A 16330-nucleotide genomic window follows, 5' to 3' on the forward strand; every position below is an offset into this window, starting at 1 on the left:
AACGAATCGCGATAAGGAGGAACTATCGTAATGAAACTCACGTACGAACAGAAACAGTCCATGCTCACCAAAGGTTATATTCATATCAAAGGCGCCATTCCTAAAGTCATGACTGACCACGCTGTAAAGCATATTAATCACTCCGTTGGCCAAGGGATGCCGCCGGAGCTGATGCCTACATTTCGAGCGCAGTCCTACTGTCCGGAGCTCTCAGACAAGCCGCCGATTACCGGTTTGTATAACGACACACCGATTAAGGCTTACGTAGAAGAACTGCTCGGTGAAGGGATGTCCCATCCGATTACCGGCGGCCAGATTGCCCTGCGTTTTCCTACGCTGCAGGATCCGCCTACCATTCACGGGCCTCACCTGGACGGCATGTACACGCCGACCAATGGGGTCAAGGAAGGGACGATCGGCAATTTCTCGATGCTAGTCGGTGTGCTGCTTAGTCCGGTTCGCGAACCTTTTGCCGGGAACTTTACGGTCTGGCCGGGCACGCATACGACCTATGAGCAATATTTCCGCGAGCATACACCGGATGCTTTGTTTAATGGCATGCCTCCAGTCGAGCTGCCGGAACCGGTTCAGACGATAGGAGAACCCGGTGACGTGTTTCTCGTTCACTATCAGCTCGCGCACACCGTCGCTGCGAACGCATCCCCTAATACGAGATATGCGATTTTTTTCCGAGTCTCTCATATCGAACACAAGCAGGATTGGAGAGCGCCGATGACTGATATTTGGCTGCATTGGCCGGGGATTCGTGCTATTCAGTAGCCCGAGATAGACTAGCCGAGATAGACTAGAATGATAACCAAGATTCCGCTAAGCGGTGGCCGAGCATTTATGATGCTCGGCTTTTTATTGTTATTGGGGCGTTAAGGAAAGCCGAGAGTTCCGAAGTCGAACTCTCAGCGATCAAACAAACCAATCTCCAGCGAGCGCTAAAGTGAGATATGCCAGATGCGTATTGTGTGAGTTACGGACTGCCAGATGCCGAACACAACTGCTTGTCAAAACTGTAGATATGTTCGTTTCGTGCCATACGTTCCGCAGCAGCCCTTCCCTATAATTGAAGGTGTAGGACATTCATCAGGGGAGGTAATTGGATTGAATCGTTCATATCATCCATTTCGTTTGAACCGGTGGAGACAAGGGCTCTCGGCCTTGACCGCCGTCATTATGCTTCTTTCTATGATCATTTCGGCTGTTGCTGTTCCGGGGAAAGCAGGGGCAGCTGCCGCGAATGCGCTGACAAATCCCGGGTTTGAGGATGGACTGAATGGCTGGGATTATACATCATTTGACGGCTCGGAGCCGGGGCCGGCCTCGACGCTTTCCATCTCGGGAAGCGATAAGCACAGTGGAGCATCCGCGGCGAGCTATTGGAACGGCAGTGCATACGCGTTCAAGCTGAGCCAGACGGTGTCCGGACTTACGGACGGTACATACACGCTGAAGGCATGGTCTTCCGGAGACGCCGGCAATAACAATTTCAAGCTGTACGCGGACAACTTCTGCGGCAGTGAGAAGCTGACAACGGATATCACCAACAGCGGCTGGGGCACGATTACGCCTTACACGGTCGAGGAGATCCAAGTTACTAACGGACAAGCGACAATTGGTTTCGAGGTGAATAGTTTGGCGGGAAAATGGGGCTTTTTTGACGATGTGGAATTGGTGAAGGTGGAGGAGCCAGAGGAACCAACGGTCCCATCCGATGAACCGTTTATCAAAGGTGCGGATATTTCAAGCCTTCAAGCCATTGAAGATGCCGGCGGCAAGTATTACGAGGGCGGCATCGAGCGCGATTTGCTGGACATTCTGAAGGATCATGGCGTGAACTACGTTCGGCTGCGCATCTGGAACGATCCGGTAGATGCAGACGGCTATAATGACAAAGCCCATATCATAGAGATGGCACAGCGAGTGAAGGCGAAGGGCATGAAGCTGCTGCTCGACTTCCATTACTCGGATTTCTGGGCAGATCCGGGCAAGCAAGTGAAACCGGAGGCATGGACGAATCTGAGCTTCGACGAGCTGAAGCAAGCCGTCTATGATTACACGGCAGACGTCATGAACGGGCTGAAGGCTGTGGATGCCTACCCCGACATGGTGCAGATCGGCAATGAAATCAATCCGGGCATGCTGCTTCCGGACGGCTCCACTTCGGACTATAGCAAGCTGACCGCTTTGCTGAAACAGGGCATTCAAGCGGTGCGCGACACAACTCCTGCGGTGCATAAGGTTAAGATCATGCTTCATCTGGCTGAGGGCGGCAATAACTGGGTGTTCCGCAGCTTCTTCGACGCGATGGAGACGGCGGATGTCGATTATGACGTCATCGGCATGTCCTTCTATCCGTTCTGGCATGGTCCGTTCCAGACGCTGAAGGATAACCTGAACGATATGGCGGACAGATACGGCAAGCAAGTGATCGTTGCCGAGACCTCCTACGGATTTACAGTTGAGGACGGCGATGGCTACCCGAACAATTTCACGCAAAAGGAAGCGGATGAAGCGGGTTTCCCTGCAACGGTAGAGGGGCAGAAGCAAGTGCTCACCACCGTGATGAACACGGTAGCGCATGTGCCGGGCGGTAAAGGAGCAGGTGTCTTCTACTGGGAGCCGGCTTGGATTCCGGTTCCGAAGGACAGTGAAGGTCACTACCAGGCAGGCTGGAAAAGCGGCGAAGGCGCATCGTGGGACAATCAGGCGCTGTTTGATTTTCAAGGCAATGTTCTGCCATCGCTAGATGCATTTCAGTTCGAGCCGGGGGATCTCGATACGAAGACCGCACTGACAGCCAAGAACCCCGAGGGGATCAGCGTCCCGGTTAATGAATCGGCAGAAACGGTATCGACGCTGCTGCCTGCAGCAGCAGATGTGCTCTACAACGATGGCAGTATTGAGCCGGCGGCTGTAGAGTGGTCCGCAATCGAACAGGATGATTTGAGCCGAATCGGTACATTCGTGATCGATGGACAGATAACAGGTACAGAGCTTGCTGTGAAGGTTCCGGTTACCGTAACGACTAATCGTAATCTCTTGCATAACGGCAGCTTCGAGGATGGCACAGCTTTTGCAAGCTGGACCGTCACAGATGCAACCGAGGCAGCAAAAGTGAAGACGGATGCGGCGAATGCATATGCAGGCACGAAAGCGGTCAATTATTATGCAAGCGCAGCATTTGACTTCACGATGTCGCAAACTGTTACCGGCTTAACGAATGGCACCTATCTGCTCAAAGCGAAGATTTCCGGCGGAGGCGGGGACAATGCCATTCATCTGTCTGCCCAAGACTTCGGTGCAGAAGCGGTGCAAAGCGACAATATCGTCAACACGGGCTGGCAGAATTGGAACGATGCAGAGCTCAGCAGCATTCAAGTGACGAATGGTCAAGTCACTATTGGACTAACGGTGGATGCGCCTGCCGATACTTGGGGCTGGATCGACTCCTTCGAGCTGTATAGGGAAACGCCTGTTGCCGGGTGGACAGAGGCGAAGGCAGTAACCGCTTCGAATGTTGGAACCAGCAGCGTGAAGCTGACTTGGACAGGTGCAGCTGATGCAAATCAAATTAACAGCTACAAGATTTACAAGGACGGGAAACTGTTGACCACGGTAACCGCCGGAAGCGCAACGGAATACACCGTTACGGGTCTAAGCGCGAATACAGCCTATAGCTTCAAAGTGGAAGCGAGCTTGGATGATGAGATTTGGACATCAACAGGTCCGTCAACAACGGTACAAACAGCTCAAGAAGCTGGCCCCGTAATAGGGCCGGTAACTTCAACAAACGATTCAGCAGTATTCACCATCACGGCGAGCGGCTTGTCCGCCAACGCTGAAGGTAAGGTAGAAGTCGCTCTTCCGATAGGCAAGACGACCGTAACCCTTCCGTCCCAAACGGCAGAGCTGCTGGGAACTCACCCGCTTACTCTGAATGCAGAGAAGTTCACGCTGACCATTCCGTCATCGGTGTTCCAGCAGCTGGCGGCACTTGGAGGCAGTTCGGCAGACAGCACGATCACATTGACACTTGCTCCTTTGGAAAAGGATGCGGTCAGCAAACAGACAGATCTCTTAGAGAAACAGAACCAGGCGAACATCACGCTGATCGGCCAAGTATACGCATTCAAGCTGTCCATCCGTTTGAAGGACGGCAAGGAAACGAACCTGACACAGTTCAAAGAACCACTCACCATTCATTTCTCGTCTGCAGGCATCACCGATCCAGAAATTGCCGGTATCTTCTACCTTGCAGATGACGGCAAAATGGAATATATCGGAGGCACTCGAGAAGCAGCAACGGGTAGCATCACGGCAGATATTCACCATTTCAGCAAGTACGCGCTGCTGCAAGTAGAGCAATCCTTCACGGATGTGTCGCCACAGCATTGGGCTTACAAGACCATTCGCCAGTTGGCGGCCAAACAAGCCATGAATGGCACGGTTCAAGGCCGCTTCGAGCCTAGCCGTACGATTACACGCGCAGAATTTGCAGCCTTACTTGTGAAAGCATTGAAGCTCCAGCTCACGGATGCTGCCACTTCAAGCGCAGCGGTGTCGTTTACCGACGTACCGGCAGAAGCATGGTTTGCCCCTTATGTGGCAAAGGCAGCTCAAGTTGGAGTCATTACCGGTAGAAGCGCGGAATCATTCGACCCGAACAACCCGATCACACGGGAAGAAATGGCCGTGTTAACGATGCGAGCTTATGAAGTGCTAAACGCTTCGCCGACCAAAGTGGAATCCGCTGAACCTTTCGCCGATCAAACCGACGTCTCGGCATGGGCTGCAACAGCCATCGACCAAGCTTCTGCACTCGGGCTTATTCAAGGCCAAACGGCTGGCAAATTTGCGCCGCAAGCACCGGCAACAAGAGCTGAGGCTGCCCAAGTGATCTGGAACGTACTCAAACGCTAGCACGCAGCTGTTTATGAAAACATTGGTAATCTTTAAATAACATCCTATAAGCCATCATGATTAAGCGCTTACAATAAATGTGGGAGCAGTAATGCTCTACGCGCATCGCTTAAGGGGCCGGTCATGATTTGTGAAATCGGCATGGCTTACAGCTCACCGTCAACGGCAAAGAGTTTCATTACCGATATCAAAACCAAGATTCGGGGCATCTCGGGCGGCAAAGGCTTAGGCGTCTTCTACTGGGAGCCCGAGGCGACTCCCGGCTACAACGGCGGCTACAATCTTGGTGCTTGGCAGGCGGATATGAAGCCGACCATTGCATTGGAAGGTTTCTTGAACTAGGTTACTAGGCAACGCTTTGCTAGACGAGGTAACTTAGCCCAACAAGAGGATTCTCTCAGCCCTGCAACGGGTTTGAAGGGGAATCCTCTTCCCCGTTTATTCGCAAGCTTGGAGACAACCAAGCCGCGGCTCCATTATAATGTTGAAGCATGTCATTACACCTAAGGCAAGGATGGGACGCGCAATGCCAAGAATGAATTTGTTCAGCAAAATCGTCATCACACTGGCAGTGCTAATCGTGTTGATTGCAGGACTCTATTTCCTCTCCAATCAGACGAGCACGGATGTGCTGCGAAATGAGCTCAATAAGTCGAATACGAGCAAGCTCGACTTCTTCCAATCGCAGGTGGACGCGAATATGGACTCTGTCACGTTATGGCCGAATTTGCTCGTGCGCGATCCTGATATTTCTGAGCTGAGGGACATGGCTCCGATCGGAGGAGGTTCTCTGGACCTCGATATGATTAATTTAGTGAAACGAATTCAACAGAAGATAAGCACGCAGGAGAGCTCTATCAACTGGAAATGCTCGCTTTACATATACTCGCCTAGACTTGGCCGCGTCATCACCGTCAATGATGTGCGAAGCTATGACGATACGGCGCTGAAACAACGTCTGAAGCAAGGCTGGCATGTGAGGAAGGATTCGCCGGATGCCACGAACAGCTACGAATTCTCTCTGCTAACCGTTACGCCGTATTATGCGATGAATCAGCCTGAGGATGCCGATCTCATTATCGAGGTACGCTTCAATAGCAGCAATATCGTTGGCATGCTGGATGAATTCAACAGCGACGGCAGGCGCAATCCGTTCTTCTACAAGCAGGACGTAGGGACGATTTTTAACAACACGGCAGACCGGAGCGTGGCGCAGGAGCTGGTAGGCAAGCTGGAGCAGCAGCATCTGATGGATATCAGCAATCAGACGATTGAGCTGAAGGGCATCAAGTATTTGGTCAATACGAAGCAGTCGCCGGTGACGCAGTGGTACCTGGTCGACTATATCCCTTATAGCGACGTCATTGGCCCGATTCAGAAGTCGAACCATTTGTTCTATGCCACGCTGGTTTCATTGCTCATTATGGGCTGCGTGATGGCTTATCTCTTGTACGCGCAGGTTCAAGTACCGATGAAGCGGCTCATTCAGAGCTTCCAACGGCTCAAGCAAGAGGACTATTCCGTTCGACTCGTGCCCAAAGGAAATGGCGAATTCAGCTACGTCTTCATGCGGTTCAATTCCATGGTAGCGCAAATTCAGGAGCTGTTCGGTACCGTTTATCTAGAGAAAATCCATGTGCGGGAAGCGCGGCTGAAGCAGCTGCAATCGCAAATCAATCCGCATTTCTTCTATAACTGTTTCTCGTTTATATCGAGCATGGCGAAATTAGAGAACTACAAGGCGATTGTGGCCATGTCTCAAAATCTATCGGCCTACTACCGCTATACCACGAGGCAGGAGCGAGGCGAAGTCAAGCTGGCGGAGGAGCTGGATTTTGTGACGAGCTACCTGGAGATTCAGCGGCTTCGTATGAACCGGCTGCATTTTGAGGTGGAGCTCCCCTCTTGGCTGCGCCATCTGGACATTCCGCCGCTGCTCATTCAGCCGCTTGTGGAGAATGCCGTCCTGCACGGCATCGAAGGCCGAGCAGGTGAAGGCATTATTCGTCTCACAGCGAAGGAGGAGGACGGAGAAATCCAAATTCGCGTCGAGGACAACGGCAAAGGGCTTGATGAAGCGGGGATCCGATCACTCATGAATAAGTTAGATGAGCCCATGGGCGAAGAGACCGGCTGCGGATTATGGAACGTCAATCAGCGGCTGCAGCTGCGCTATGGTGAAGAAGCGGGAATGACGATTACCAATGGCGAGCATGGCGGCCTCATCGTAACGCTGCATTGGCCCAAACAGCACAGTGACGGAAAGGAGATCGGAGGGCATGATTGAAATTTTGCTCGTGGACGATGAGTCCTATGTGACAGAAAGCTTAAAGAAAACGATTCCTTGGGAAGCGCTTAACGTTCGTGCTGTCTATACGGCGGCGTCTGCCATGGAAGCCATTGCGATTATGGAGAGTCAATCGATCGATATCCTCGTGACCGATATTCGAATGCCGGAGATGGACGGTCTTGCGCTTGTTCGCTTGGTAAGCGAGCGTTGGCCGGATATGAGGCGAATTCTGCTCACAGGCTACTCCGATTTCGAATACGCGAAGAAGGCGATCCAGCTGCAGGTGTCCGATTATATACTGAAGCCTGTAGATGATGATGAGTTTATGCGTAGCATTTTGGGAGCAATCGAATCGCTCAAGGATGAGTGGGAGGAAGCCGACCGCTATCACCGGCTGCTCTACGATATGAAGTCGGATCAATCCGTGCTCAAAGAAAACCTCATGAGCGATCTGCTGCTCGGCAGGCAGCTATCGAGTCAGACCATCGGTGAAAAACTCCGTCAGTATGCACTTCCGATAAGTTTGGACGCGCCTTCGTTCCTTATGCTGATTCAGCTGGGCAGCCATTTTGCCGATTATGATCCGCAGTCGGTAAGGCTCATTGAATTTGCGGTCGGTAATATCGCCGAAGAAGTGCTGGGTTCATCGTTTCACGTATGGCACAGCAAAGCGCCTCACGATTGTCTCGTTCTCCTGATCTCCGGTGAGATCAGGCCGCTGCGGGCAGAGATGGAGAAGCTCGCTGGTGAAGTCGGCATGCAGGTGCGCACCCATCTCAAAGGCGACATCTCCATTGTCGTCAGCCCGTGGTTCGAATTTCCGAGCAAGCTCTCGGCCGCTTATCGCAGCGCGCTTGGTGCATTGCTCCAGCATGGACGTACGAACGAGGCAATGATTCTGTTTCAAGAGGATTACCCGGAGAGTCGTTATTCGGTGAAATCGATTGAGGCATTATATAAGCCCCCAACGCTCATTCATTTGCTAGAGTCGAAGCAGTGGACGGCGGCTGAAGAGAAGATTAGCGAAGTATTTGGTTATTTGGAAGCGGAGAAAGCATTCATTACGATGGAGCATCTGTACGAAGTGTATCTCTGCATCACGAATGCTTATCTCTACCTCGTTCATAAGCAAGGGCTGTTGAGCCATCAAATTGAAGGTTTGGAGTTCGATCTCATGCTGAATCAGAGCGTGCTGCAGTCACCGGATCGGCTGCGCAAATGGGCGCTTCTTTCGCTGGAGAAGCTGAAGCAAGAAATGTCTGAATCGGATCGCTACACGAAGAGCCATATGATTAAGCAGGTGCAGGAGCTCGTTACGCAGGACATTGGGCTTGATATTTCGGTCAAAACGATTGCCGATAAAGTGTATCTGCATCCGGTCTATCTCTCGAAGATTTACAAGAGCGAGACAGGAGAGAGTCTTGGCGATTTCATCATTCGGATCCGGATGGAGAAGGCACTCTACCTGCTGAAGCATTCCAATAAGAAAATCTACGAGATTACCTCGGAGCTGGGTTATCAGAACCCGCAATATTTTAGCAAAATGTTCAAGAAGCATTATGGCATGACACCGAATGAATATCGGGACTAAGCGTGCAGAAAGGTTGGCAAAGGTGCAGAAATCTTCGCTAAGTATCATAGGTTCGGCACTTATACTTCCCTATAATTAATCTTGTAAGACATCAACGCGTAGGGGGAAGAACATGACAACCACATGGAAAAAGGGGATATTCGCAGCATCCGCGCTTATGCTGATGGCTTCCGGTTTGGCGGCTTGCTCCGGCAATAACGAGAGCGGCGGCAACGCTAACGGGAACAAGAATGCGGCTTCCACGGAGCAGAGCAATGCGACGAACAACACAGCAGCGAACACGACCGAAGAGGCGAAGCCGGAGAGCGCATATAAAGACAAATACGACCCGGCCGTTACCATCTCTACTGTATGGGGCGTTGATCCTGCACTGAAATTTAAGAACGGTGAATCTATCGAGAATAACGTTTCTACCAAGTGGGCACTAGATACGCTGGGGATCAAGATCGATTCGCTCTGGTCCGTAACCGATACGAATAATGCTTTTGCGACGAAGCTCAGACTGTCGATGTCTTCCGGTCAGGATCTGCCGGATGTCGTGACGGTCGGCGACTCTCAATTGGCACAGGATTTAATCGAAACCGGCGCGTTCCGCGATGTAGGCGAGCTGTTCGACCAGTATGCGAACGAGAAGTGGAAAACCGCGATGAACCTCGACTCGAACGTCTGGAATCCTTACATCCGCGATGGCAAGAAGATGGGCATTCCGGTTCTTGATTACGCATACAACCACGATTACCTGCTGTGGATCCGCCAAGACTGGCTGGATAAGCTGAATTTGCAAGCACCGAAGACGCTCGATGATTTGGAGAAAATCATGGATGCGTTCAAGAATCAGAATCCGGACGGTCTGAAGCCGGATAAAGTGGTACCTTTGTCCATCGGCTTCAAGTCGACCATGAATACTTGGATGGGCGATCCATCTTGGATCTTCGGCGCTTACGGCACAATCCCGGCACAATGGAATCAAGCGGCTGACGGCAGCTTGGAGTGGGGCTCCGTTAATCCGGCTTCCAAGCAAGCGCTGCAGAAGCTGAAGCAGTGGCGTGATAAAGGTTATATTCCGAGCGAGGCAGCGATCTGGGATGAGAATAAGACTGCGGAGCCTGCGGTTGCAGGAACAGCGGGCATCATTCCGGGACCTTACTGGATGAGCGGCTGGCCGCTGCTGGACACAGCGAAGAACGTACCTTCAGCAGTATGGAAGCCATATGCACTTCCTACTGGACCGGACGGCAAAGCAGGACGCCATGGCACAAACTTTACGAGCGGCGTAACGCTGATCAATAAGGACATGGAGCATCCGGAAGCGATTTTCACCTACCAGAATTACCTGTTTGATCATCTGGCTGATCCGCAAACGGGCAGCGATTGGGATCTTGGCGTATTCAAGGGTTATGACTACGATCTAGACGCTAACAACAACCCGCTGTATCTAGACAAAATCCCTGGCGGCGAAGTAAACATCAACCGCTATTGGCTCGTGAAAGACGGCGCGCGTATTCCGGATGCTCAGATGAAAGCACTCTTGAAGCTGGCTGACGGAAGCGAGGCATCGACGAAGCTGGAGAAAGAAGTGAAGAATAACTACGGGCCGGAAACGCCTGCTGCAGCGAAAGTGCTGTTATCGCAGCCGGATATCTCGTTCAAGGACTTGTTCACAGGTCCGGCGACGCAAACGATGCAATCCAAGCTGGACTACCTGAAGAAGATCGAGCTGCAAACCTTCAACGAAATTATCTATGGCAAGAAGGGCTTGGACAGCTTCGACCAATTCGTCGCAGACTGGAAATCCGCTGGCGGCGACAAAATGACGCAAGAAGTCAACGACTGGTACAAGAGCACCAAATAACCCGACTCCGGGGCAGCTGGGCAACCGGCTGCTCTTTTTTTAAACTTGCTGGCTGGTGCGGGGAGTTGCGTCCCGCTGGAATAACTTAACAATCGCATTAGGAGGTACATGATGACTAGTTATCTCAAAAGAACATGGTACTTTCATGTGATGCTTCTGCCTGCCCTTGTGTTTCTCATCGTGTTCAACTACTTGCCGATGGGCGGCATTGTGATGGCGTTTCAAGATTACAAGCCATGGCTGCACATCAGCGGATCCGATTGGATCGGGCTTGATAATTTCCGAGCGCTGTTTGAACGCGAGGATAGCTTGCAGGTCATCTGGAATACCTTTTTTATCGCCTTGCTCAAAATCATTTTCAACTTGATCACGCCGTTTACGTTTGCGATTCTGCTTAATGAAATCCGCCAGCGGCACTTGAACCGCTCGGTGCAAACGTTAGTCTATCTGCCCCATTTCCTCTCGTGGGTTATTCTCGGGGGCATCCTCGTGGAGTTCCTCTCCTCCGACGGAGGGTTCGTCAATCGCGTGCTGGGTCAGCTGTTTGGGATCAAGCCGATCTTCTTCCTCGGAGATGGCAACTGGTTCCGTTTCACCGTCATCGTGTCCGAGGTGTGGAAGGAATTCGGCTACGGCACGATCGTATTCCTGGCCGCACTGGCCGGCATCAATCCTTCGCTCTACGAGGCCGCAGAGATGGACGGCGCGAGCCGCTGGAAGCAGACGCTGCATATTACGATTCCATCGCTGATTCCGATCGCGATTGTGGTGGGCACGCTGTCGCTCGGCAACATACTCAATGCGGGCTTCGATCAGATTTTCAACCTCTACAATCCGCTGGTGCTGGATAAAGGCGATATAATCGATACTTTCGTTTTTCGTACCGCGATTCTCGATGGACAGTTCGGTTTTGCGACGGCAGTGGGGCTGTTCAAATCCGTCATCAGCATGATCCTGATTATTATTTCGTACCGGTTAGCCTCCAAATGGGCCAATTACCGGGTGTTCTAGGGAGGGGGCAGAGAGATGTATCACAAAACGGTGCCTTATCGCGTATTTAACATCTTCAATACCGGTCTCCTGGTTCTATTGTCGCTCGCCTGCATTATACCGCTCATTCATGTGTTCGCGATTTCGTTCAGCGCGAAATCGGCGGCTGACGGCAACTTGGTCGGCTTGTGGCCGGTCGATTTCTCGACGGTCGCCTATACCAAAACCATCGATAACCCGGTATTCCTTCACTCGCTGTGGGTCTCGGTCAAGCGTACCGTTATCGGCACAATCGGCATTCTAGCTGTCGCTTGTCTGGCGGCATACCCGCTCTCGAAGGAAACCTTGCAGTTTAAAGGACGCTCGGTTTATGCATGGCTGTTCGTGTTCACGATGATTTTCAACGGTGGGCTTGTGCCCTTCTACATCGTCATCCAGAAGCTTCACCTCATGGATAATTTCTGGGTGCTCGTGCTGCCGGGAATCGTCAACGTGTGGCTCATTATCTTGCTGATGAACTTCTTCCGCGGTGTGCCGAAGGAGCTGGAGGAAGCGGCGCTGATCGATGGCTCAGGTCATTTTGGCATCCTGTTTCGCATCTATCTGCCTGTCTCGCTGCCGGCCTTGGCGACGCTCGGACTGTTCGCGATGGTGTGGCATTGGAATTCTTGGTTTGACGGCATTCTGTATATTAGTGACAAAGGCGAATATCCTCTCGCTTCTTACCTGCAGACCGTTATCGTGTCACGGGATATGAGCTCCATGAATTTCTCCAAGCAGGAGATGGATTTATTGTCTCAGAAGACGATCAATGCGGCACAGATCTTCATCGGCGCGCTGCCGATTCTCATTGTCTATCCGTTCTTGCAACGATTCTTCGTAAAAGGACTGGTCATGGGCTCGGTGAAGGAATAGGGCCGCAGCCACAGGCATATCTTGATAACAAAAGCATAGTCAGTTAGGCAATGGAGCCTAGGCAGGGAGCGCGCGCGGAGCACGCTTTCATCCTAGGCTCTTTCTGTCTGTCGGTGACTTCCCACCGGCAAGCTTGGAGGTGAGTGAAGTGATTCGGCCATCGCAACCACAGCTGCAACGGCGACCTATACGTGCCATTCCGCTGTCTGTCAGGGTCATTCCGAATGTAGATGCTGGACTGGCTGCACAGCTGGGTCTCAGACCCGGCATACGGAGCATCGGGCTCCTTACATCTACCATCGATGATGTGGGTTATACCGCAATGGACGAAGCGACGAAGAAAGCGGCAGTTGAAGTGGTGTATGCCAAGTCGTTCTATGCCGGTTCCTCACACGCCTCAGGCCCGTTGTCGGGGGAGTTTATCGGCATGATTGGCGGCGCATCGCCGGCCGAAGTGACGAGCGGATTAGAAGCGGCAGTAGAGCTGATGCGGAGCGGAGCTTGCTTCTATGCCTTGAATGCGGAAGGAACGCATGCTTACTACGCGCATGTCATCTCCAGAACAGGTTCTTATCTATCCGGCATTGCCCATATATCGGAGGGCGAACCGTTAGCTTACTTAATTGCACCGCCGCTTGAAGCGGTCTGCGGGTTAGATGCCGCACTGAAGGCTGCGGATGTGAGGCTGTGCACCTTTTATGGACCGCCTACAGAAACGAACTTCGCCGGTGGTTTATTGACAGGCAGTCAATCCGCCTGCATGGCTGCAGCTGAAGCCTTCGCCGAGGTGGTGACGGAAATCGCCGGGAAACCGATTAAGCTGTGAGAAAGCGTAGGTGAGTCAATATGAACAGGAAACAGCCATTGCAATCGCTGGGCATGATTGAGACATATGGGCTGCCCGCACTTATTGCAGCAGCGGATGCAGCGGCAAAGACGGCAGATGTGCGGGTTACGGCGTACGAGAAAATCGATGCCGGTATCGTGACACTCTATATTCTCGGCGATGTCGCGGCGGTGAAAGCAGCAGTGGATGCGGGCGGACAGGCAGCGCGGGCAGTGGGCAAGCTGCTTGGCGTTCATGTCATCGCGAGGCCGGATGGTTCGATTGCCTCTTTCATAGCGTCACTGATGCCTCCTGATTTGGCGGGAGGAGGTGACCCTACGGCATGAAGCTGGACGTGGATTTGCAAGCGATCCAGGAGGTGCGAGATTGTCTGCATGAAGCGAAGGCTGCGCAAAAGCAGTACGAGTCTATGACGCAGCTGCAAGTAGATGGCATCGTGCAGGCGATGGCCGCTGCAGCCGAGGAGCATGCGGAGCGCCTTGGCAGGCTGGCCGTAGAGGAAACGGGCTTCGGGAATATCCAAGATAAGAAGGCGAAGAACCTGTTTGTGGCGCGCAATGTTTACGAGGCTATCCGAGATGTAAAGACAGTCGGCATCATTAGCAAGGATGAGGAGCGGAGAGTATGGGAAGTGGCGCAGCCTGTCGGCGTCGTCGCTGCCATCGTCCCGTCGACCAACCCGACTTCTACGGTCATCTTCAAAAGCATGATTGCACTCAAGACAAGGAACGCCGTCGTCATCTCCCCACACCCAGCTGCGCTTCAATGTTCGCAAGAGGCCACGAAGCTCATGCGTCAAGCGGCGGAGCAGGCAGGCGCTCCACCTGGATTGATCCATTGCTTGTCGTACCCATCGGTCGAAGCGAGCAAGGAGCTGATGAGGCATAAGCTGACGGACGTCATTCTCGCAACCGGCGGATCGACGATGGTGAAAGCTGCTTATCGTTCAGGCAAGCCCGCTTACGGTGTCGGTCCGGGCAATGTTCCTGTCTTTGTGCACCATAGCGCGAATATTGCACATGCGGCCAGTCGGATTGTGCAAAGCAAGACGTTCGATTACGGCACGATCTGCGCCTCCGAGCAAGCGATTGTAGTCGAGCGCAAGGTGAAGTCTCGGCTAGTCGATGAGCTGAAACGACAAGGTGCGTACATGCTAAGCGAGCAAGAGAAGCAGAAGGTAGCGAGTGTCATGATGTCAGCAAACGGCGGTAAAAGCTTGAATCCGAAGATCGTCGGCAAATCGCCGCAAGTACTGGCAGAGCTGGCCGGTATTTCAATTCCGCAGCATGCAACGTTGCTGATTGCGGAAGAAACCAACGTCGGACTGCAGTACCCGTTATCCGTGGAGAAGCTGACGCCGATCTTGGCGCTGTACACCGTCGATGACTGGCAGGAAGGCATCAGCCTCTGCACGCAGCTTCTTGAGCTTGGCGGACTCGGACATACGCTGGGCATCCACTGCGAGGATGAACGTATCATCGAGGCATTCGGACTTGAACTTCCCGCCTCCCGTATCATCGTAAACGCCGGGACGACCTTTGGCGGCATTGGCGCGACGACCGGCATTCAGCCATCGATGACGCTGGGCTGCGGATCGCTCGGGCATAACATAACCTCGGATAATATCGGTCCGCAGCATTTGATGAATGTGAAACGGGTAGCCTTCGGCATTCGCGAGATGATCGCCTTGGAACCGGAGTCGAATGATCGATCACTGCTTGCCGAACAGATTGCGGGGAGCCTCACCGTCGGGATTTCCAGAGAGGAAGTATTAGCGATCGTGAAGAGCGTGCTGTCCGAGATGAAGCTCTAATCAGGTTCAACTAATAAGGAGGAATAAACAATGGCAGGAGAACTTACGGCACTGGGTATGATCGAGACGAAAGGGCTGATTGGCTCCATAGAAGCAGCGGATGCGATGGTGAAGGCGGCAAACGTGAGATTGGTGGGTAAAGTCCATGTCGGAGGAGGACTGGTTACGGTTCTGGTCAGAGGCGATGTCGGTGCGGTAAAAGCCGCAACCGACGCAGGCGCGGCCGCCGCCGAGAAAGTCGGAGAGCTCGTATCGGTTCACGTTATTCCGCGCCCGCATTCCGACATCGAGTTTATTCTGCCAAAGCTTGAAGGCTGACCTCGCTCCCCATGAGACTCATTACCGAAGCTTCGCTGCGCGCGGGACTGGCCAGGGGACTCCCGAACCCCTATCCGATTGAATCCGGTGATAAATTGACGCCGGCCGCTGCTGATTTCTTGAAGGCACGCGGGATTCCGCTGCTTAAACAACCGGATGCCGTTAAAGCGGCAGCTAATTTGCCCGAGGGGACAACGGTAGAGCGAGTGATCCCTGTTGGCGTGTCGGGCCGCCATATGCATGTCTCCCAGCAGCATCTCGAAGTCCTGTTTGGCACTGGCTATAAGCTGCAGGTGCTCAGAGAGCTGTCCCAGCCCAAGCAGTTCGCAGCAAGGGAAACGGTCACAATCGCCGGTCCTAAAGGCGCCATTACGAATGTTCGTATACTAGGTCCGCTTCGTGCTGCTACGCAGGTGGAGATTTCTCGAACGGATGGTCATTCGTTAGGCCTTCGGCCGCCTGTTCGATTATCCGGCGATATATCCGGTACATCCGGTGTAACGATTATCGGTCCATCCGGTGTTGTCGTCCTTCAGGAGGGCCTAATCATCGCGAAGAGGCATGTACATATGTCAAAAGCAGAAGCGGCGGATTATCAGGTTGTCCAAGGAGATCAGTTAACGCTGCAAACGGACTCGGAACGCCCGGTTATTTTTCCGGATGTCGTGGTACGCGTGGATGAACGCTTCGCGCTTGAGCTGCACATCGACCGGGATGAGGCGAATGCTGCCGGGCTGGAAACGGGAGATCGGGTAAGAGTGATCGGTACGAGGAGGTGAGTC

Annotated in this window: 12 protein-coding genes and 1 pseudogene; all 13 read left to right on the forward strand. The window is 52.8% G+C overall.

The window, feature by feature from the left end; translation table 11 throughout:
• Positions 1-30 precede the first annotated feature (30 nt).
• Entirely contained in the window at positions 31-780 is a 750-nt protein-coding gene (locus tag BLW29_RS15555) for a phytanoyl-CoA dioxygenase family protein (protein ID WP_090981105.1), read from the forward strand.
• Positions 781-1113: 333 nt separating this feature from the next.
• Positions 1114-4932, forward strand: a complete 3819-nt coding sequence (locus BLW29_RS15560; protein ID WP_177186652.1) for a glycosyl hydrolase 53 family protein — start codon at positions 1114-1116, stop codon at positions 4930-4932.
• 120 nt (positions 4933-5052) lie between these two features.
• A pseudogene (locus BLW29_RS15565) lies at positions 5053-5274 on the forward strand (glycosyl hydrolase 53 family protein); the annotation flags it as partial.
• 184 nt (positions 5275-5458) lie between these two features.
• Positions 5459-7219 (forward strand): sensor histidine kinase, encoded by a 1761-nt coding sequence (locus BLW29_RS15570; protein WP_090981110.1) that lies wholly within the window; start codon positions 5459-5461, stop codon positions 7217-7219.
• On the forward strand, positions 7212-8813 hold the full coding sequence (locus tag BLW29_RS15575) for a response regulator (protein WP_090981112.1): 1602 nt from the start codon (positions 7212-7214) through the stop codon (positions 8811-8813). Before BLW29_RS15570 ends, BLW29_RS15575 begins: the two co-directional genes overlap by 8 nt.
• A 112-nt stretch (positions 8814-8925) precedes the next feature.
• Positions 8926-10665 (forward strand): type 2 periplasmic-binding domain-containing protein, encoded by a 1740-nt coding sequence (locus BLW29_RS15580; protein WP_256208652.1) that lies wholly within the window; start codon positions 8926-8928, stop codon positions 10663-10665.
• Between the two features lie 111 nt (positions 10666-10776).
• A complete protein-coding gene (locus BLW29_RS15585) occupies positions 10777-11676 on the forward strand; it encodes an ABC transporter permease (RefSeq protein WP_090981114.1) in 900 nt (299 codons plus the stop codon).
• Positions 11677-11691: 15 nt separating this feature from the next.
• Positions 11692-12570 (forward strand): carbohydrate ABC transporter permease, encoded by an 879-nt coding sequence (locus tag BLW29_RS15590; protein ID WP_090981116.1) that lies wholly within the window; start codon positions 11692-11694, stop codon positions 12568-12570.
• A gap of 148 nt (positions 12571-12718) precedes the next feature.
• Positions 12719-13396: an ethanolamine utilization microcompartment protein EutL gene (gene eutL / locus BLW29_RS15595; RefSeq protein ID WP_371264724.1), complete on the forward strand. Its 678-nt coding sequence runs from the start codon at positions 12719-12721 to the stop codon at positions 13394-13396.
• Positions 13397-13416: 20 nt separating this feature from the next.
• Positions 13417-13743 carry a BMC domain-containing protein gene (locus BLW29_RS15600; RefSeq protein ID WP_090981118.1) on the forward strand — a complete coding sequence of 109 codons (327 nt, stop codon included), beginning with the start codon at positions 13417-13419 and terminating at the stop codon, positions 13741-13743.
• Complete coding sequence (locus BLW29_RS15605) at positions 13740-15230, forward strand: acetaldehyde dehydrogenase (acetylating) (protein ID WP_090981120.1); 1491 nt, start codon at positions 13740-13742, stop codon at positions 15228-15230. Before BLW29_RS15600 ends, BLW29_RS15605 begins: the two co-directional genes overlap by 4 nt.
• Positions 15231-15260: 30 nt before the next feature.
• A complete protein-coding gene (locus BLW29_RS15610; protein ID WP_090981122.1) occupies positions 15261-15548 on the forward strand; it encodes a BMC domain-containing protein in 288 nt (95 codons plus the stop codon).
• Between the two features lie 11 nt (positions 15549-15559).
• The gene (gene pduL / locus BLW29_RS15615) at positions 15560-16327 is read left to right on the forward strand and encodes a phosphate propanoyltransferase (protein ID WP_090981124.1); all 768 of its coding nucleotides are present in this window, start codon (positions 15560-15562) and stop codon (positions 16325-16327) included.
• The last annotated feature ends 3 nt before the right edge of the window (positions 16328-16330 follow it).

It is taken from the genome of Paenibacillus sp. CF384, from assembly GCF_900106745.1.
Classification (GTDB): Bacteria; Bacillota; Bacilli; order Paenibacillales; family Paenibacillaceae; genus Paenibacillus_Z.

Bases quoted from the DNA above. Each gene is read 5' to 3' on its own strand.
- BLW29_RS15555 (WP_090981105.1), top strand. From the start codon at position 31: ATGAAACTCACGTACGAACAGAAACAGTCCATGCTCACCAAAGGTTAT.
- BLW29_RS15570 (WP_090981110.1), top strand. From the start codon at position 5,459: ATGCCAAGAATGAATTTGTTCAGCAAAATCGTCATCACACTGGCAGTG.
- BLW29_RS15575 (WP_090981112.1), top strand. From the start codon at position 7,212: ATGATTGAAATTTTGCTCGTGGACGATGAGTCCTATGTGACAGAAAGC.
- BLW29_RS15580 (WP_256208652.1), top strand. From the start codon at position 8,926: ATGACAACCACATGGAAAAAGGGGATATTCGCAGCATCCGCGCTTATG.
- BLW29_RS15585 (WP_090981114.1), top strand. From the start codon at position 10,777: ATGACTAGTTATCTCAAAAGAACATGGTACTTTCATGTGATGCTTCTG.
- BLW29_RS15590 (WP_090981116.1), top strand. From the start codon at position 11,692: ATGTATCACAAAACGGTGCCTTATCGCGTATTTAACATCTTCAATACC.
- BLW29_RS15600 (WP_090981118.1), top strand. From the start codon at position 13,417: ATGAACAGGAAACAGCCATTGCAATCGCTGGGCATGATTGAGACATAT.
- BLW29_RS15605 (WP_090981120.1), top strand. From the start codon at position 13,740: ATGAAGCTGGACGTGGATTTGCAAGCGATCCAGGAGGTGCGAGATTGT.
- BLW29_RS15610 (WP_090981122.1), top strand. From the start codon at position 15,261: ATGGCAGGAGAACTTACGGCACTGGGTATGATCGAGACGAAAGGGCTG.
- pduL (WP_090981124.1), top strand. From the start codon at position 15,560: ATGAGACTCATTACCGAAGCTTCGCTGCGCGCGGGACTGGCCAGGGGA.